We start from the raw sequence: 15,848 nt of genomic DNA, 5'->3' as shown, positions 1-15,848 counted from the left end.
ACCAACTGAGCCCCGGGCCGAGGGAATCGGCCCATCCCACGACCGGCCCTGCCTCGGCGAGCGCGTCCGCCTCACCCCACGACCGGCCCAGCCTCGGCGATCCCTTCAGCTTCAGACCACATCCACGACACCATTAAGGAGCCCTCATGGCCTTCGATATCTCCGCCGATGAACAGGAATTCGTCGACGCCGTCGCCCAGATCAGCACGGACGTCCTCGCCCCTCAGGCCGCGGCCGCCGACGCGAACGAGCGTGTCTCCGACGAAACCCTGAAGACCCTCGCCGAGGTGGGGGTCATGGGGCTCAATCTGCCCGAGGAGTTCGGCGGGCCCGGAGTCGGATCGGTGGCGATGAGCCAGATGGTCGCCGCCATCACCGAGGCGTGCGCCTCGACGGCGTCGATCGTCACCGCGCAGTTCCTCGCCACCGATTCGATCCTGCTCGGCGGCACCGACGCGCAGCGCGAAGCGTGGCTGCCGCGGGCCGCCGCCGGCGAGGTCATCGGTTCCTTCGGTCTCACCGAACCCGGCGCCGGGTCGAACCCGGCGGAGATGTCGACGAAGGCCACGCGCGTCGACGACGGCTGGCAGATCAAAGGTACGAAATGCTTCATCACGAACGCCGGTTTCGCGGACTTCATCATCGTCTACGCGAAGACCGACGTCGATGCCGGCCACAAGGGAATCAGCGCATTCATCGTCGACACCGCGGCCGCCTCGGCGGGGTTGGATTTCAATCCCCCGGAGAAGACGATGGGTCTGCGCGGCAGCCCGGTCTATGAGTTCGTCATCGACACCGTCGTCCCCGAGGACGCCCTCCTCGGGAACGCAGGCGAGGGCTTCACCACGGCCATGCGGGTGCTCGACCGTGGTCGCATCGAGGTCGCGGCGATGAGCCTGGGAATCGGCAGGGCCGCACTCGACGCCGCCGTGGAGTGGGCGGGCGAGCGGAAGATCAACGGCAAACCGCTGGGCCGCCTCCAGGGCATCGCGTTCAAGCTCGCGGACATGTACACGAAGTACCGCTCGGCGTGGCTGCTGACGATGGACGCCGCCGAACAGCGCGATGCCGGGGTCGACTTCACTCGGTCCTCGGCCACGGCGAAGCTCGCTGCCTCCGAGGCGGCCGCCTTCATCGCCGACGAGGCCCTGCAGATCCACGGCGGCTACGGCTTCACGCGGGACTTCCCCCTGGAGCGCTATGTTCGCGATGCCCGGATCTACCGGATCTACGAAGGCTCCTCGGAGATCCAACGCACGATCATCGCGCGCTCCCTGGCGAAGTAGCTGCCGGCACCCATGCGGTCTCAGTCCGACTAGGGGTCGGGCACGGAACGCAAGCGCCGGTGTCCGGGAGGCCGAGCGCGAAACAGTCCCGAAATTCGTCCAGGTCTACGATCGGCACGTCGCTTGAGTGCACGTCGCTCGAGTGCACATCGTCCGAGTTCCGGTCGTTCTGTGCGGAACTTGGAGGCGAAAACCCGCACGCATCGTCCGGAACTCGTCGATCCCACGGGAGGCGGGGGCCGCCTCGGCGAGATTTTCCGATATCTCGGACGAAACCTGTGACTCGGATCTCGTGTGATGCGAACCGGCGGTGCCACACTGAACCAGGTCCACCAGTTCAAAGGAGAGAAACATGGCGAGTACGACCAGTTCGGGGATCGAGAAGCGGTCCATCGAGATGGTGCCTGACGCCGAGCGTCACGGAACGCCGCGTTCCCAGTTCACACTGTGGTTCGGTGCCAACACTCAGATCACCGCCATCGTCGACGGAGCGCTGGCCGTCGTCTTCGGCGCCGATGCACTGTGGGCCATCATCGGCCTGCTCATCGGCAACATCATCGGCGGCATCGTCATGGCACTGCACTCGGCGCAGGGTCCGCAGCTGGGTCTGCCGCAGATGATCTCCTCGCGTGCGCAGTTCGGAATCATCGGCGCGATCATCCCGCTCGTGCTCGTCGTGCTCATGTACATCGGCTTCGCCTCGACCGGCGCGGTGCTGTCCGGCCAGGCCGTCAACCTCATCATCGGTGTTCAGACCCCATGGGTCGGCATCGTCATCTTCGGCGCACTCACGGCGCTGGTGGCCCTGCTGGGATACAAGTACATCCACGTGCTCGGTCGGATCTCCTCGGTGACGGGCCTGCTCGGCTTCCTCTTCATCACCTACTGCGTGCTCACACAGGTCGACGTCCCCGGACTGATCTCGGGTTCGTCGTTCGCCCTCCCCGCCTTCCTCTCCGCCATCGCCCTGTCCGTGGGCTGGCAGCTGACCTACGGACCGTACGTCGCCGACTATTCGCGGTACCTCCCGCGCTCGACCCCGTCGTCGAAGACCTTCTGGTTCACCTTCGGCGGATCGGTCATCGGTTCGCAGTGGTCGATGACCCTGGGCGCACTCATCGGTGCGGCCGCCATGACCGAGTCCGGCAACGAATTCGTCGAGAACCAGGTCGCCTATGTCGGCGACATCGTCGGCGGGGGCGTGTTCGCCCTGCTCATCTTCATCGTCATCCTGCTGGGCAAGCTCACGGTCAACACCCTCAACGCCTACGGCGCGTTCATGTGCACACTGACGATCCTCACCTCGTTCGGCAACAAGGCGACCATCCGCCGCTGGACCCGCGCGGTCTTCGTCGTCGGCATCGTCACCCTCACCGTGCTCGTGGCCCTGCTGGCCTCGGCGGACTTCCTCGCGAACTTCAAGAACTTCGTCCTCGCCCTGCTCATGGTCTTCACCCCGTGGAGCGTCATCAACCTCACCGACTACTACCTGATCTCGAAGGACCGCTTCGACATCCCCGCCTTCTACGACCGGCACGGTCGCTACGGCAACTGGAACTGGCGTGCATTGGTCGCCTACGGGATCGGTGTCGTCGTGCAGATCCCGTTCCTCGCCCAGTCCTTCTACACCGGACCGCTCGTCGCGAAGCTCGGCGGAGCGGACATCTCGTGGCTCGTGGGCATCATCGTCACCTTCGTCCTCTACTACGTGCTCATCCGCAACCGCGGAGTCGCTCCGACGGAGACGATCTACCCCAGCCTCGAGGAACTCGAGCGCAAGTGAGACCCACCCTCACCGAGGCGGCGCTGACCTAACCGGGCAGCTGACCTCGGCAGGGTGGCCCCGCTCCCCCAACGGCCGCCGGTCGGCAGCACGCTGTGCTGTCGACCGGCGGCCGTCGTCGTGTCACGCTCACAACGAGCATTAGACCGTCGTCAGACTCCTCGGATCTGCGCATTTCATGCACACATGTTGCACACATCACGCATTCGGTGACACACTTGCATGAGCCGCGCCAACGGGGCCGTCGCGCACCGATGTGCCCCCGAGCCGCCGGCACGATCACTGAACAGATCCACCTTCGTGCAAGGAAGCCGAGTATGACCGCGCAGAACATCGACCGGGACGACCGCACGGGCGCAGACGCCGCTGTCGACCCCTACCATCTCGACCCCAAGGACGTGCTCGAACCGCCCACGACCTTTGCGGGCAAACTCAAGTACCTCGGCCCCGGTCTCGTCATCTCGGCAGCGGTCATCGGCTCCGGAGAGCTCATCACGACGACTGCGCTCGGTGCCAAGGCCGGATTCGTCCTGCTCTGGCTCGTCATCATCTCCACCGCGGTCAAGGTCTGGGTCCAGCTCGAACTCGCCCAGTGGACGATCCTGGCCGGCAAGCCCGCGCTCGAAGGCTACGGCCACGTCGGCCCCCGCCTCATCGGCCGGGCCGGGTGGATCAACCTGCTGTGGATCCTCATGGACTTCGCGAAGGTCCTCCAGCGAGGCGGCATCATCGGCGGTGCCGTCGCGGCACTGAGCATCATGGTGCCCGTCTTCGGCGAACCGCTGTCCACCCCGTCGCTCGTGTTCTGGACGGTCGTGTCGCTCGCGGTCGTCATCGCCCTGCTCGTGACGAACCGCTACAGCATCGTCGAGAAGTTCTCCGTCGGCGCGGTCATCATCTTCACCGTCTCCACCGTCGGGCTGGCGATCTCGCTGCCCTTCACCGACTTCGCCTATACCTCGGCGGACGTCATGAGCGGCCTCACCTTCGCCGTTCCCGCCGGCACGCTCGGCTTCGCGGTGGCGATGTTCGGCATCACCGGAGTCGGCGCCGACGAGATGACGACCTACACCTACTGGTGCCTGGAGAAGGGCTACGCCCGCTACACCGGCCCGAACGACGGCACCGCGGAACGTGCCCGCCGCGCCCGCGGCTGGATCTCGGTCATGCGCACGGACGTGCTCGTGTCCTGGATCGTCTCGACCGTGTGCACGATGTCCTTCTACGTCATCGGCGCAGCCATCCTCCACCCGCAGAACCTCGTGCCCGAGGGCAACGACATGATCACCACGCTGTCGTCGATGTACTCCTCGACGATGGGCGAGGCCGGACACTGGATCTTCCTCATCGGCGCCTTCGCCGTCCTCTTCTCGACCTTCATCGCCTCGACCGCGAGCGTTCCCCGCCTGTGGACGAACACCGTGTCCATCCTCGGCGTCTTCGTCTGGGAGAACATGCGCACCCGAACTCGCATCATCCGTGTTCTCACCGTGGTCTTCCCGATCATCTGGGCGTTGAGCTACCTCATCATCCAGTCCCCGGTGATCATGGTCCAGATCGGCGGGGTGGCCAGCGGCGTCTTCCTCGTCGCCGTCGTCATCGCCGTCTGGTACCTTCGCTCCCGAGAGGTGCCGGCCGAGTTCAAGTCCAACCACTTCTTCACGGTGATGCTCGTCTTCGCTTCGCTGGCGATCGGCCTGCTGGGCATCTACACCGTGTTCAAGACCTTCGGAATCGAGATCGGAGCCTGATGCGCCTCACCGTCCTCACCCCGTCCTTCGGCAAGTATTCGAGCACCCCGCGCGCTCGCGCTGCTGAGTTCGGTCTCGACCTCGACTACCGAACCGAAAACCATCCCAAAAATGGCCAGGACCTCATCGAGGCGATCTCCGACGCCGAGGCGGTCCTCGTCGGTCTCGATCGGATCGACGCCGAGGTGCTCGCCGCCTGTCCCGGCCTCAAGGTCGTGGCCAAGCATGGTGCCGGAGTCGACAACATCGATCTGGTCGCCGCTGCTTCCGCTGGGGTTCGGGTCGTCAACACCCCCGGAGCGAATGCCGAATCCGTCGCCGACCTCACCCTCGGGCTCCTCCTCATGGGCGCCCGCCGGATCCGAGCGGCCGAGGATTCGCTGCGTGGCGGTGAGTGGGGCGTGTTCTTCGGTTCACAGCTGAGCGGCAAGCGTCTCGGCATCCTCGGCTTCGGTCGCATCGGTCGGGAGGTCGCCAAGCGCGCGTCAGGGTTCGGCCTGAACATCGCCGCGTACGACCCATTCATCCCCGACGAGGCCATCACCGCGGCAGGGGCCACGCCCCAGACCCTCGCCGAGGTGGTCGCCGGGTCCGATTTCCTCACCCTCCATCTCCCCGGTGGGGATGAGCCGCTTCTCGACGCCGAGCTTCTCGCCACGATGCCCGACGGTGCGGGGCTGATCAATGCCGCCCGCGGCGGCCTCGTCGACGAGGCAGCACTGGCCGCGGCGCTCGAATCGGGCCGCCTCTCCTTCGCCGCGCTCGACGCCTTCGCGACCGAGCCGCCGGCATCGGACGACCCGCTGCTCGCCGTGCCCAACCTCATCGCCACCCCGCACATCGGTGCCTATTCCGATGTCGCCAACGCGAACATGGGAACCTGGGCGGTCGAGGACGTCGTCCGCGTGCTGCAGGGCGAAGAGCCCCGCTTCCCTGTGTCCTGACCGACTCGTCGATCAGTTCAGTTCGCCTCCGCCGGATCGGCGCTCGGCTCCGGCGCGTCCAGGCGTTGATTCAGACCTCATCGGAGAGCAGGAACTCGGGGATCCTGCGGTGTTGGATTCCGTTCGCGTTTCCTCCGACAAGTGGGTCGAGTGTCAGAAGGTATTTCGGATGGTTGTCCGCAATCGCTTCGAGCGGCCGATGTTCTCGGTGGCGGGTCTCCTCGGTCGCAATTGTCGTGGCCACCTGGAGGTAGACGACCTCGTCGGCACGCTGAGCCACAAAATCGACCTCGGCTGTTCCGATCCGACCGATGGTGACCTCGTAGCCGCGTCGCCGCAGCTCCATCCACACGATGTTCTCCAGCACTCCCGAAAGACGCTGGTCCGAGTAGCCGAACAGGGCATTGACGATGCCGTGATCACCGACGAAATGCTTCTCATCTGTCGCGAGGATGGCCTTGCCGTGCAGATCGAACCGGGGCACTCGTGCGATCACGAAGGCTTCGGACAGTGCCGTCAGATAGTTGAGCACGGTCTCATGGCCGATCGACCGGCGCTGAGACTTCATGAAGTCAGCGACACGTCGAGCGGAGAACGGATTGCCGACATTGTCGATTGCGAACGCGGCGACGCGTTCGAACATATCGGCGTCTCGGATCCGATTCCGCGCCAACACATCCCGCACGAGTGTGGATCTGTAGATGTCCATGATCATCGAGCGGGCGTCGGCTTCGTCGAGGGGCAGCATGTGCACTCCGGGGAATCCGCCGAGGCGCAGATAGCGTGTGAACTCGGCGTCTGTGTCCGTCATGCTGGCGACCATAATCGCCACGCGGGCCGATCTGACCCATCGTGGCGATTATAATCGCCACAACTTGCCGAGTGAAGGATTCCGGCGATTGCAATCGCCACGGACCGGTCGGATCAGGTCAGACAGATCCGGCCAGATCGTCTCGGGCCAGATCGTCTCAGGCCAGGCCGCGCTCCACATCGGCGGCGACTGTCGCGGCGACCTGCTTCTTCGCCTCCTCCGAGAGCGCGCTGAAGGGCGCCCGGGCCGGGCCGAGTCCGAATCCGCGCTCGTTCGCGGCCGCTTTGACCACTGTGTTCGGGTTGCCGAGGGCCAGGCAGTTGCGGATCGGGCGGATGCTGTCCTGCGCGGTGCGCGCAGCCGCCGTGTCGCCGGCGGCGAACAGGTCATAGATCGACGCCATCGTCTGCGGGTAGATGTTCGCAATGCCGCTGATCCCTCCCGCCCCGCCGGCGAGCAGGGTCCACAGAATGAGCGAGTCATTGCCGGAGATGACGTCGAAGGACTCGCGATCGGTGCGCTCGAGGTACTGCAGGATCGTGTCGAAGTTCCCGCTCGAATCCTTCACTGCGGTGATGTTCTCCACCTCTGCGAGCTTCTCGAGCGTCGCCGGGGCCACGGCGTTGCCGGTTCGCGCGGGGATGTTGTAGACGATGACCGGGACGTCGACGGAATCGGCCACAGCCCGGAAGTGGTTCTCGATCTCGACCTGAGAGGCGGCAGCGAAGTACGGGGTGATGATCGACAGCGCATCGGCTCCGGCCGCAGCCGCATCCGATGCGATCGCGATGGTCTCCCTCGTCGTCGCGGCACCGGCACCGATGACGACGGGGACGGCACCGGACACCTCGTCGATGACGATGCGGGCCGCCTCGGCGCGTTCGGCTGCGGTCTGGGCGTAGAACTCACCGTTGGTGCCGAGTGCGAAGATGCCGTGGATGCCTGCGTCGAGCTGTCGGTTCACGTGTGCGCGCAGGGCCGCCTCGACGATGCGCTCCTCCTCGTCGAAGGGTGTGGCGATGGCGGCGAGGATGCCGTTGAGAGAGGTCATGGTGGTCCTTTCACAGGATTGGTCGAATCGAGACAGAGGCGGTTCAGCGGTTGTACTTCGGCTGGGAGCCGCGCACCGCGGCGGTGGCGTCGTCGACGGCGGTGAGCACATCGGCCGGCAGCGGACCCTTCGAGATGGCCGCGATATTCGCTTCGAGCTGCCCGACGCGGCTGGCCCCGAGCAGGAGGGCAGAGACGCCCGGCGCCTCGGCGACCCAGCGCAGCGCGAGCTCGGCCTGCGGGATCCCGGCGCCATCGGCCACGGCGGCAAAGGCCTCGACCGCAGTGAGGACGGAGTCGGAGAGGTAGCGCTGCGAGTACATTTCGGCGAGCACGGAGCCGGAGAATCGATCGCCGGTGCCTTCGGTCGAGGGACGGCGGGCGAGCAATCCGCCGGCCAACGGGTTGTACGCCATCGTCACGATGCCGTGAGCCTGTCCGCATTCGAGCCATTCATCTTCGATCCGACGAGCCAGCACGCTGTAGACGTTCTGCGCCACCATCGGTCGCGGGGCGCCGGCACGCTCGGCCGCGGCGATGACATCGACGGCCTGCCACGCGGAGAAGTTCGAGATGCCCAGGGCGGCGATCTTGCCTTCGGCACGCAGGGCGGCGACGGTCTCGAGCGTCTCGTCGAGGGCAGCCGCCCGGTCGGGCTGGTGGAGATAGAAGAGATCGATCGAGTCGACGTCGAGACGACGCAGCGAGCCTTCGACGCTCGCGCGCAGGCCCTTCGCCGACAGCGGCGAGTGCTCGCCGGCGTCGGCATGGGGCATTCCGGCCTTCGTCGCCAACACGATCCGATCACGGTGCTTCTTCACCAGCGGCGAGATGAGCCCCTCGGTCGTCGACTTCGCATAGCCGTTGGCGGTGTCGATGCCGGTGATACCCGCGGCGATGGCCGCCTCGAACACCTCGTGCGCGTCCGCTTCGGCCACCGTGTCGCCGAATGTCATCGTGCCCAGCACCAGCCGGGACAGGGGGACGGAGACTCCGTCGAGCGTGATTGTCGAGTCTGTGGTCACAAGGGTCTCCTCGTTGAGTGGGGCAGATCGTCGATACCCCGATCCTCCCACTTATGCGTGGATCGTGCAACAAGTTGCGCATTTCGCGCAGACATGTCACTGTAGAGATGTTCAGCCGGACCGGACGCAAAGGAGTGCCATGTCAGCAGGCGAATCCGGCGTCCTGGTCATCGCCGACGATCTCAGCGGCGCGGCCGAGGTCGCCGCCACACTCGATCCGGGTACGCCGATCGTGCTCACCTCGTCGAGTGCAGACTCCACGACCGGCTCAGATGACACCATCACCGAGGCGAACGCCGGCGCAGGTTCCGATCGATCCGTCACCGAGGCGGTCGTCACCGACCCCCGGGACCTCGTCGTCGATCTCGACTGCCGTTATCTGCCGGCCGAGTCGGCCGGCGCCTGCACTTCGGCTGCGCTTCGTGACTTCGGCTCGTCCCGCGCCGCACTCATCAAGGTCGATTCCCTGCTGCGCGGCAATATCCAGGCGGCTCTCTCCGCCGCACTCGATCACGCACTCGGACCCGTAATCTTCGCTCCGGCGCTTCCGCAGCAGAGCCGCACGGTCGTCGGCGCAGTGCCCTTCGACAACGGAATTCGGCTGAGCAGCACTCGCGCCTGGAGCCTCGAGGACGGCAGCACACCGGAGACGCTTTCGGATCTGTGCCCCGTCCCTGCCCGCCACATGGGCCTCGACGAACTGCGATCGCTGACTGGCACCGATGCTGCCGACCTCTTCAAGGATGCCACTGTCGGCTCGGAAACCAGTGTCGACGCCTCGCATGCCGGCTTCGGCGGCGAGCGCCTCATCACCGCCGATGCCGAGTCGATGGAGGATCTCACCCGTATCGTCGCTCTCGCCGAGACGACCTCAGCCATCCTCGTCGGCACGTCCGCACTCGCGCGCGCCCTGGCCGAGCGTCGACGAGGCGGACTCACCGCGCCGAGCGACGCACCTGCTCTGGCCGATGCTGGTGACGCAGAAGCTGAACGGCCCGACCCCTCATCACTTCCGCGCACGCCCACACGGGTCCTCACTCTCCTGGGCACCGCTGCGGAACGCATCGATGCCCAGATCGCTCACCTGTGTGACCACTCGGACGCTCGTGTGCTCGACTTCCCTGCCGCCGAGGTGGCCGCATGGGCAGACGATCCGCACCGTCTCGACGATTCCGCCGCACTCGTCCGCGCGGCCCTGACCGAGTCCCACCTCGTCGTCCGACTCACCGACGCGGGAGGCTCCGTCGACCCTCGGCCGCTGCCAGGATTCCTCGCCGAACTCACCGCCCGCGCTCTCACCGGATTCGGACCTGTCGCCCTCGCCGCCGCCGGCGGAGAGACCGCCAGGGCCGTCCTCGACCACCTCGGCGTGGACCGGATCGAAACGGTCCGAGAGATCCACCCGGGGGCCGTGCTGTCCACGGTCGGGGCCACCTCGGCGAGGTCGATCGACGAGATTGATCTCACCGCCGTCGTCACCCGGCCCGGCGGTCAGGGCGGACCCGATTCCCTCACTCTCATCCACGCGGCTCTGACCTCCGGCGAGCCCACCACGACCACCGCGGCCACCGCCGCGAACCACGAAGGAGAGCCAATGAACGCGCTTCCCACAGTCGCAGTGACCATGGGCGACGGGGCCGGGGTCGGCCCCGAGATCTGCATTGCCGCCTGCCTCGACTCTTCGGTCCTCGCCGTCGCCGCGCCCGTCGTCATCGGCGATGCCGCACGACTCGAGCAGGCCGCGCAGGTGCTCGGCGTCGAGGCCGAGATCCGCCGCGTCGACTCCCCGGCCCAGGCCGAGCAGCACGACGGGGTCATCAACGTCATCGACCTCGCCCTCCTTCCGGGCGATCTGCCCTGGGGCGAACTCTCCCCGGTCGCCGGCGATGCGGCGTTCCGCTACATCGAACGCGCCGCACAGCTGGCGATGTCCGGTGAGGTGCAGGCGATCTGCACGGCGCCGCTCAATAAGGAGGCCCTCCACTCCGCCGGTCACAAATATCCCGGGCACACCGAGATGCTCGCCTCGCTGACCGGGACCGAAGAGGTCTCGATGATGCTCTCCTCCCCCAAACTGCGCGTCATCCATGTGACCACACACATCGGTCTCATCGACGCCGTGGCGAAGATCGAACCCGGCCTCGTCGAACGCACCGTCCGCCGCGGCCACGACGCCCTCGTCCGAGCCGGGCTGGAACGACCGCACATCGGCGTCTGCGCGATCAATCCGCACGCCGGCGAGAACGGCCTCTTCGGCTACGGCGAAGAGGAGGAGAAGATCACTCCGGCGATCACGCAGCTGCAGGCCGACGGCATCGACGCGGTCGGACCGCTGTCAGCCGACACCGCATTCTTCCTCGCCGGCCGCGGAGACTACGACCTCATCGTCGCGATGTACCACGACCAGGGGCACGGGCCCATCAAGGTCCTCGGCATCGACGCCGGCGTCAACATCACGGTCGGACTGCCCGTCATCCGCACCTCGGTCGATCACGGCACCGCCTTCGACATCGCCGGCACCGGCAGAGTCGACACCGAGTCGATGAGTGAGGCGATGCGTCAGGCCGCGGCCCTCGCCGTCGTCTGAGTCTCTGCTCTGCGCGGTCTGCGCGGCCGACAGTCCGGGTTCGGCGCCCTCACCGAGGCGGCCCTGCGCAATCCGCGCGATGATCCGCGATACAGTGGCGACCAACGACAACCGATCAGGAGAGAGATGAACGCTGGCGAACGTCGCGAGGAGATCCTTCAGCTGGCCCGCACCCAGGGCGAGATGAGCGTCGATGCCCTCTCGGAGATGCTCGGGGTCACCGCGTCGACGATCCGTCGCGACCTCGCGAAGCTCACTGACTCGGGCGAGCTGGCCCGCACCTACGGCGGAGTCATCGCCGTCCCGACGGAGTCCGAGACCACGCTGGCCGAGCGCTCCCATGAAGCCCCCGAGGTCAAACGCGCCATCGGATCCTGGTGCGCCAAGCAGGTGCCGGCCGGTTCGCATGTGCTCCTCGACGCCGGGACGACCACGGCGCAGATCGCGCGCGCACTCCGCGACACGGCACCCTTGTCCGTGGTGTCCTCCGGACTGACCTCGCTGCAGCAGATGGCCGACCTCGAAGGCGTGGAGTTCACGCTCCTCGGCGGCCGCTATCGGCCTGTCAGCCAGGGATTCATCGGACCCATCACCGAGGCGGGACTGGAGAGGTTCACCTTCGACTTCGCCTTCCTCGGCGCCGATGCCGTCACCGCCGAGGACGGGGTGTGCGAGGCCCTGCCCGAACAGGTGCGACTCAAGGAGCTGATGAGCCGCCGAGCCACCCACGTCTTCGTCGTCGCCCATGCCGAGAAGCTCGGCCAGCGCCCCTTCCACGCGTGGGCCGACCTCGGCACCGGTTGGACGCTCGTCACCGACGATTCGGCCGATCCCGCGCAGATCAAACTGTTCGAAGACCGCGGCATCACCGTGGTTCGCGTCGACCAGATGGGCAGCGCCGTGCACAGCTGACGGTTCCGGCGGTTCAGCCCCAGAGCTTGCAGTCGGTGTGGACCTGGTCTTCGACGCCGGAGATCCAGTCCTCCGCGAAGACGACGTGACGGATGGCCCGTCGTGAGCTGTAGGCGTAGACGACGTGGATGAGTCCGTCGGCGTCGACGATGCCGTGCGGGTACTCCTGACGGCGGTTGCTGCGCAGATTCCCCTCGCCGGAGAACCCGTCACCGGGCTCGATGACTCGACGCACGGGCCACGTGCGGCCCTCGTCGTCCGAGACGGCGATGACGATCCGCATCCGCTCATACGGCCAGACCACTTCGCCGGGTTCCGTGGCCACCTGGTGCTCGTTCGAGACGAGTGCGAGCCTGCCCGAGGGCAGCCGGAAGGCACTGAGACCGGCATTGTTGTTCGGCACCTCGGTGGCCTCGGGCGCCGACCAGGTCTCGCCCCCGTCCTCGGAGCGGCTGAGGTAGACCCAGTCGGCGAAGCGAGAACGGAACAGGCTGACGAGGTGTCCCGGTTCGAGCTCGACGATGTTCGGGTGGACTCGACCGGCAGCCTCGGGGAACTCGACCTGACGCCAGGAGGCGCCTTGGTCCGCGGAGAGCTGAACGACCGGTTGGTCGGAGCCGTTCTTCGAATCGTCGTCGAAGCACAGCCACTGAGTGTGCGCCCACGTCCCATTGTGGAGGATCTGGATCGGCTGGCGGCAGAACGTCCCCTCATGGTCGAAGAGCGTCTCCGGTTCGCTCCAGCTCACTCCGTCGTCTGCCGAGCGGATCACCTTGACCACGGAGGTGTGCTGGAGGTTGAACGTCTCCGGCACTCCTGACTGGCGGGACAGCTGGGAGGTGTAGACGAGCCAGATCGTTCCATCCGGGGCGGCGAAGAGCCCCGGGTTCTGATCGGACCGGATCTCATCATGGGTGACGCTCGCCGAGGCGGTCCACTCCCCCGTGTCCGCGTCGAAGCGGGACACCAGGATGTCGATGTCCCCATTGCCCTCGTCGCTGCCGCCGAACCAGGCGGCCAGCAGGCTGCCGTCCCGAAGCGCAAGGATCGACGGAGCGTGGTTCGAACGACGGTCGGTGGGGATGACGGCCGCGGCACAGCCGTCGTCCTCGAAGAAGCGGAGTCGTCCGTCCGCCGGCGGCGCCGGCACGCGGTCGAGCGAGGGCTGGGACAGCAGATTCATGGGTTTCTCCTCCAAGTCTTGGCAACGATCATCGGACAACGCAGGGCCCGGCCGCAACGCAGGGCCCGGCCGCCTCGGCGAGGGAATCCTCCGCGGAACGGCCATGCTCGTCGGTCGGGTGGGCCGCCTCGGCGAGGGAGTCCTCGCCGGCGGCGATTCGACCCGATCATCCGAACGCGGTGGCGAACATCGCGGGGATCTGCATGGCGATCTGGACGCCGACGACGATGGCGATGATACCGAGGAGAAGCAGCAGTCCGGTCTGCCATTTCCGATTGACGGCGTAGGCATGCATGTGCTTCTTCCGCGAGGTCAGCAGCAGGATGCAGACGACGATGATCGGGAGGCTGAGTACGGTCGAGATCGCGGTGCCGACGATGTTGAGCGAGATGAGATCCGGGGCGCCGGGGATCGTCGAGGCCAGGGGCAGGATGATGAAGACGATCGCCTGGATCCACCGGAAGGCGGGATTCTCCTCGTCGCGGCCGAGGAACTTCCGCATCGACGGCACGGTGTGGTTGATGCCGTTGATGGCCAGCTGAGCGAAGCCGCGCGACTGCGGCGGGAAACTCGTCATCGCAGCGAAGAAGATGCACATCCACAGCAGATACGGACCGACCGGACCGACCGCAACCGAGAGCATATGGGAGAGGTCGAACTCGTCGCCGATGGAGAAGCCTGGGTTGGCGGCGCTGAACTCGGCCGCGACGATCCAGAACAGGAGGTTGATGATGAGCAGCGGGGCCATACCGGCGATGAGGTCGAACTGTTGGATCTTCCGATACTTCGGCCCGACCCAGCCCTTGTCACGCATGAACCCGGAGTAGAGGAGATTGGGCATGTTGCCGGCGATCGTGCCGATCGTGGCGGAGGCGATGACGATGGGGGCGAATGCCGAGGTGTTCTGCTCCTGCGGGATCTCGAAGGCCATTCCCTGCACGAAGCCGGCGATGTCGAAGGTGCCGATCTTGATGAGCGCATAGATGAAGGCGATGATCATCGCGACCGAGGCGAAACGTGCGAAGTACTCGAGGACGACGAACTGTTTGCGCAGCATGACCAGCGACAGAGTGAGCGCGACGATGAAGATCGCGCAGAAGAACCGGCCCCAGGCTCCACCCCACTGACCACCGGTGAGCTCGTGGAGTCCGACGGCCGCGGCCAGGAGGAAGGTGGCCTGGGTGATGAATCCGGCGATGAGCACGACGGCACCCATGATTCCGGGAAGGACCGGCGAGAGGCGGGCGAAGCCGTCCAGGATCTGCGTGTCGCCGTGCTTGTTCATCAGCGTGTACTTCGCGATGGACGAGATGATGAAGGTGCGGGCGATGAGAGAGAGGATGAGCGTCCACAGCAGCGCGTACCCGTAGGAGGCACCGGAGACGGAGGAGCTGACGAGGTCGCCGGTGCCCAGGAACGACATGGCCAGCACGAGACCGGGCCCGACCGAGGTGACGAGACCGAGGCCGCGCGGCAGCGGATTCTGCGCGGGCATCGAATTGACAGAGCTGCGTTTCACGCTATGGACATCGGCGGCCATGGCTGCACTCCCATGTGTAGATGGACATCTGAACGATTGACCGATGAATGATGCAAGGATTGGTCCGCGTCATCACCGTGCGCAATCTTCGTAAAGACTAGCCCATGTATGCGTATTGTGCGCAAGAGGTTCGACGAAAAAGATGCCAATCTGTGCGTTCTGCGCATAGAATGGCTGCTCAGAACGCGCAATCTGCGCCGCATGGTCCAATGGGCCGGGGTGGAGGAATGAGGAACCGATGGAGATCATCCAGTACCTGATCATCGGGATCGTGGTGCTGGGCTCAGCCTGCCTGCAGGGCTCCATCGGATTCGGCCTCGGCATGATCACCGCACCGGTGCTCGCGCTTCTGCGCCCCGACCTGCTGCCATCGGCGCTTCTGCTGCTGGCCACCCTCACCTCTTTCACCGCGTTTGCCCGTGAGCGTCAAGACGTGGATTGGAAGCTCGTCGGCTGGGGTGCCCTCGGACGGCTTCCCGGCATCGCGATCGGCACCGCAGCCGTGGTGCTGCTGCCGGATTCCGGACTGTCACTGATGCTCGCGGTCACCGTCCTCGCCGGTGCCGCCTTCAGCTTGGTCGGCTGGTCACCGGCGGCCTCGCATCGCAATATGTTCATCGCCTCGTCGATCTCGGGGATCTTCGGCACGGCCACGAGCATCGGCGGACCGCCGATCAGTGTCATCATGCGCTCGCTCGACCCGTCATCGATGCGCTCGACGATGAGCGCCTACTTCACTCTCGGCAGCGTCCTGTCCCTGACGGGGCTGACCATCGGCGGGGAAGTCGGCACCAGGCACCTCATCGCGGCGGCGGTTCTGCTGCCGTTCATGCTCATCGGTCTGTGGCTGTCGAACTTCGTCATCCGACGCGCCGACCGTCGACTCCTCTACCGCCTCGCAGTCGGCGCTTCGATCGTCGGCGCGCTCCTCGTCATCGTCGAAGTCGCCCGCTCGCACCTCGCCTGACCTGACCTC

At 66.1% G+C, this 15,848-nt stretch carries 12 protein-coding genes; 7 read left to right on the top strand and 5 right to left on the bottom strand.

The window, feature by feature from the left end:
• Positions 1-146: 146 nt before the first annotated feature.
• From HF684_RS01910 to HF684_RS01895, 4 genes are all read left to right on the top strand, one after another.
• Positions 147-1,286, top strand: coding sequence for an acyl-CoA dehydrogenase family protein (locus HF684_RS01910; protein WP_169251107.1), 1,140 nt, complete (start codon positions 147-149; stop codon positions 1,284-1,286).
• A gap of 352 nt (positions 1,287-1,638) precedes the next feature.
• Positions 1,639-3,069 (top strand): cytosine permease, encoded by a 1,431-nt coding sequence (locus tag HF684_RS01905; RefSeq protein ID WP_169251106.1) that lies wholly within the window; start codon positions 1,639-1,641, stop codon positions 3,067-3,069.
• A gap of 317 nt (positions 3,070-3,386) precedes the next feature.
• Positions 3,387-4,820, top strand: a complete 1,434-nt coding sequence (locus HF684_RS01900) for an Nramp family divalent metal transporter (protein WP_169251105.1) — start codon at positions 3,387-3,389, stop codon at positions 4,818-4,820.
• Positions 4,820-5,764: a phosphoglycerate dehydrogenase gene (locus HF684_RS01895; RefSeq protein ID WP_169251104.1), complete on the top strand. Its 945-nt coding sequence runs from the start codon at positions 4,820-4,822 to the stop codon at positions 5,762-5,764. The genes HF684_RS01900 and HF684_RS01895 overlap by 1 nt, the downstream gene beginning before the upstream one ends.
• A 70-nt stretch (positions 5,765-5,834) precedes the next feature.
• Here HF684_RS01895 and HF684_RS01890 read toward each other — a convergent pair whose 3' ends face one another.
• The 3 genes from HF684_RS01890 to HF684_RS01880 form a co-directional block, all read right to left on the bottom strand.
• Complete coding sequence (locus HF684_RS01890) at positions 5,835-6,575, bottom strand: ATP-binding protein (RefSeq protein ID WP_169251103.1); 741 nt, start codon at positions 6,573-6,575, stop codon at positions 5,835-5,837.
• A 157-nt stretch (positions 6,576-6,732) separates the two neighbouring features.
• Positions 6,733-7,626, bottom strand: coding sequence for a dihydrodipicolinate synthase family protein (locus HF684_RS01885; RefSeq protein WP_169251102.1), 894 nt, complete (start codon positions 7,624-7,626; stop codon positions 6,733-6,735).
• Positions 7,627-7,669: 43 nt separating this feature from the next.
• On the bottom strand, positions 7,670-8,650 hold the full coding sequence (locus HF684_RS01880; protein ID WP_248279077.1) for an aldo/keto reductase: 981 nt from the start codon (positions 8,648-8,650) through the stop codon (positions 7,670-7,672).
• Between the two features lie 139 nt (positions 8,651-8,789).
• Between HF684_RS01880 and pdxA the strand changes: the two genes are divergently transcribed.
• A complete protein-coding gene (gene pdxA / locus HF684_RS01875) occupies positions 8,790-11,237 on the top strand; it encodes a 4-hydroxythreonine-4-phosphate dehydrogenase PdxA (RefSeq protein WP_169251101.1) in 2,448 nt (815 codons plus the stop codon).
• 126 nt (positions 11,238-11,363) lie between these two features.
• Positions 11,364-12,149 carry a DeoR/GlpR family DNA-binding transcription regulator gene (locus tag HF684_RS01870; RefSeq protein ID WP_169251100.1) on the top strand — a complete coding sequence of 262 codons (786 nt, stop codon included), beginning with the start codon at positions 11,364-11,366 and terminating at the stop codon, positions 12,147-12,149.
• A gap of 13 nt (positions 12,150-12,162) precedes the next feature.
• On the opposite strand, the gene HF684_RS01865 is transcribed toward HF684_RS01870, so the two are convergent.
• Positions 12,163-13,332 (bottom strand): sialidase family protein, encoded by a 1,170-nt coding sequence (locus tag HF684_RS01865; RefSeq protein ID WP_169251099.1) that lies wholly within the window; start codon positions 13,330-13,332, stop codon positions 12,163-12,165.
• A gap of 166 nt (positions 13,333-13,498) precedes the next feature.
• Positions 13,499-14,851: an Nramp family divalent metal transporter gene (locus tag HF684_RS01860; RefSeq protein WP_169251098.1), complete on the bottom strand. Its 1,353-nt coding sequence runs from the start codon at positions 14,849-14,851 to the stop codon at positions 13,499-13,501.
• 259 nt (positions 14,852-15,110) lie between these two features.
• Between HF684_RS01860 and HF684_RS01855 the strand changes: the two genes are divergently transcribed.
• Complete coding sequence (locus HF684_RS01855; protein WP_169251097.1) at positions 15,111-15,839, top strand: sulfite exporter TauE/SafE family protein; 729 nt, start codon at positions 15,111-15,113, stop codon at positions 15,837-15,839.
• Positions 15,840-15,848: the final 9 nt, after the last annotated feature.

Source organism: Brevibacterium sp. 'Marine' (assembly GCF_012844365.1).
In the GTDB taxonomy this organism is placed as follows: Bacteria; Actinomycetota; Actinomycetes; order Actinomycetales; family Brevibacteriaceae; genus Brevibacterium.
Note: the sequence above shows the minus strand (reverse complement) of the source record. Positions and strands in the feature narration are given on the sequence as shown.

Excerpts from the sequence above, each read along its gene's own strand:
- HF684_RS01910 (WP_169251107.1), top strand. The coding sequence starts at position 147 with ATGGCCTTCGATATCTCCGCCGATGAACAGGAATTCGTCGACGCCGTC.
- HF684_RS01905 (WP_169251106.1), top strand. The coding sequence starts at position 1,639 with ATGGCGAGTACGACCAGTTCGGGGATCGAGAAGCGGTCCATCGAGATG.
- HF684_RS01900 (WP_169251105.1), top strand. The coding sequence starts at position 3,387 with ATGACCGCGCAGAACATCGACCGGGACGACCGCACGGGCGCAGACGCC.
- HF684_RS01895 (WP_169251104.1), top strand. The coding sequence starts at position 4,820 with ATGCGCCTCACCGTCCTCACCCCGTCCTTCGGCAAGTATTCGAGCACC.
- HF684_RS01890 (WP_169251103.1), bottom strand. The coding sequence starts at position 6,575 with ATGACGGACACAGACGCCGAGTTCACACGCTATCTGCGCCTCGGCGGA.
- HF684_RS01885 (WP_169251102.1), bottom strand. The coding sequence starts at position 7,626 with ATGACCTCTCTCAACGGCATCCTCGCCGCCATCGCCACACCCTTCGAC.
- pdxA (WP_169251101.1), top strand. The coding sequence starts at position 8,790 with ATGTCAGCAGGCGAATCCGGCGTCCTGGTCATCGCCGACGATCTCAGC.
- HF684_RS01870 (WP_169251100.1), top strand. The coding sequence starts at position 11,364 with ATGAACGCTGGCGAACGTCGCGAGGAGATCCTTCAGCTGGCCCGCACC.
- HF684_RS01865 (WP_169251099.1), bottom strand. The coding sequence starts at position 13,332 with ATGAATCTGCTGTCCCAGCCCTCGCTCGACCGCGTGCCGGCGCCGCCG.
- HF684_RS01855 (WP_169251097.1), top strand. The coding sequence starts at position 15,111 with ATGGAGATCATCCAGTACCTGATCATCGGGATCGTGGTGCTGGGCTCA.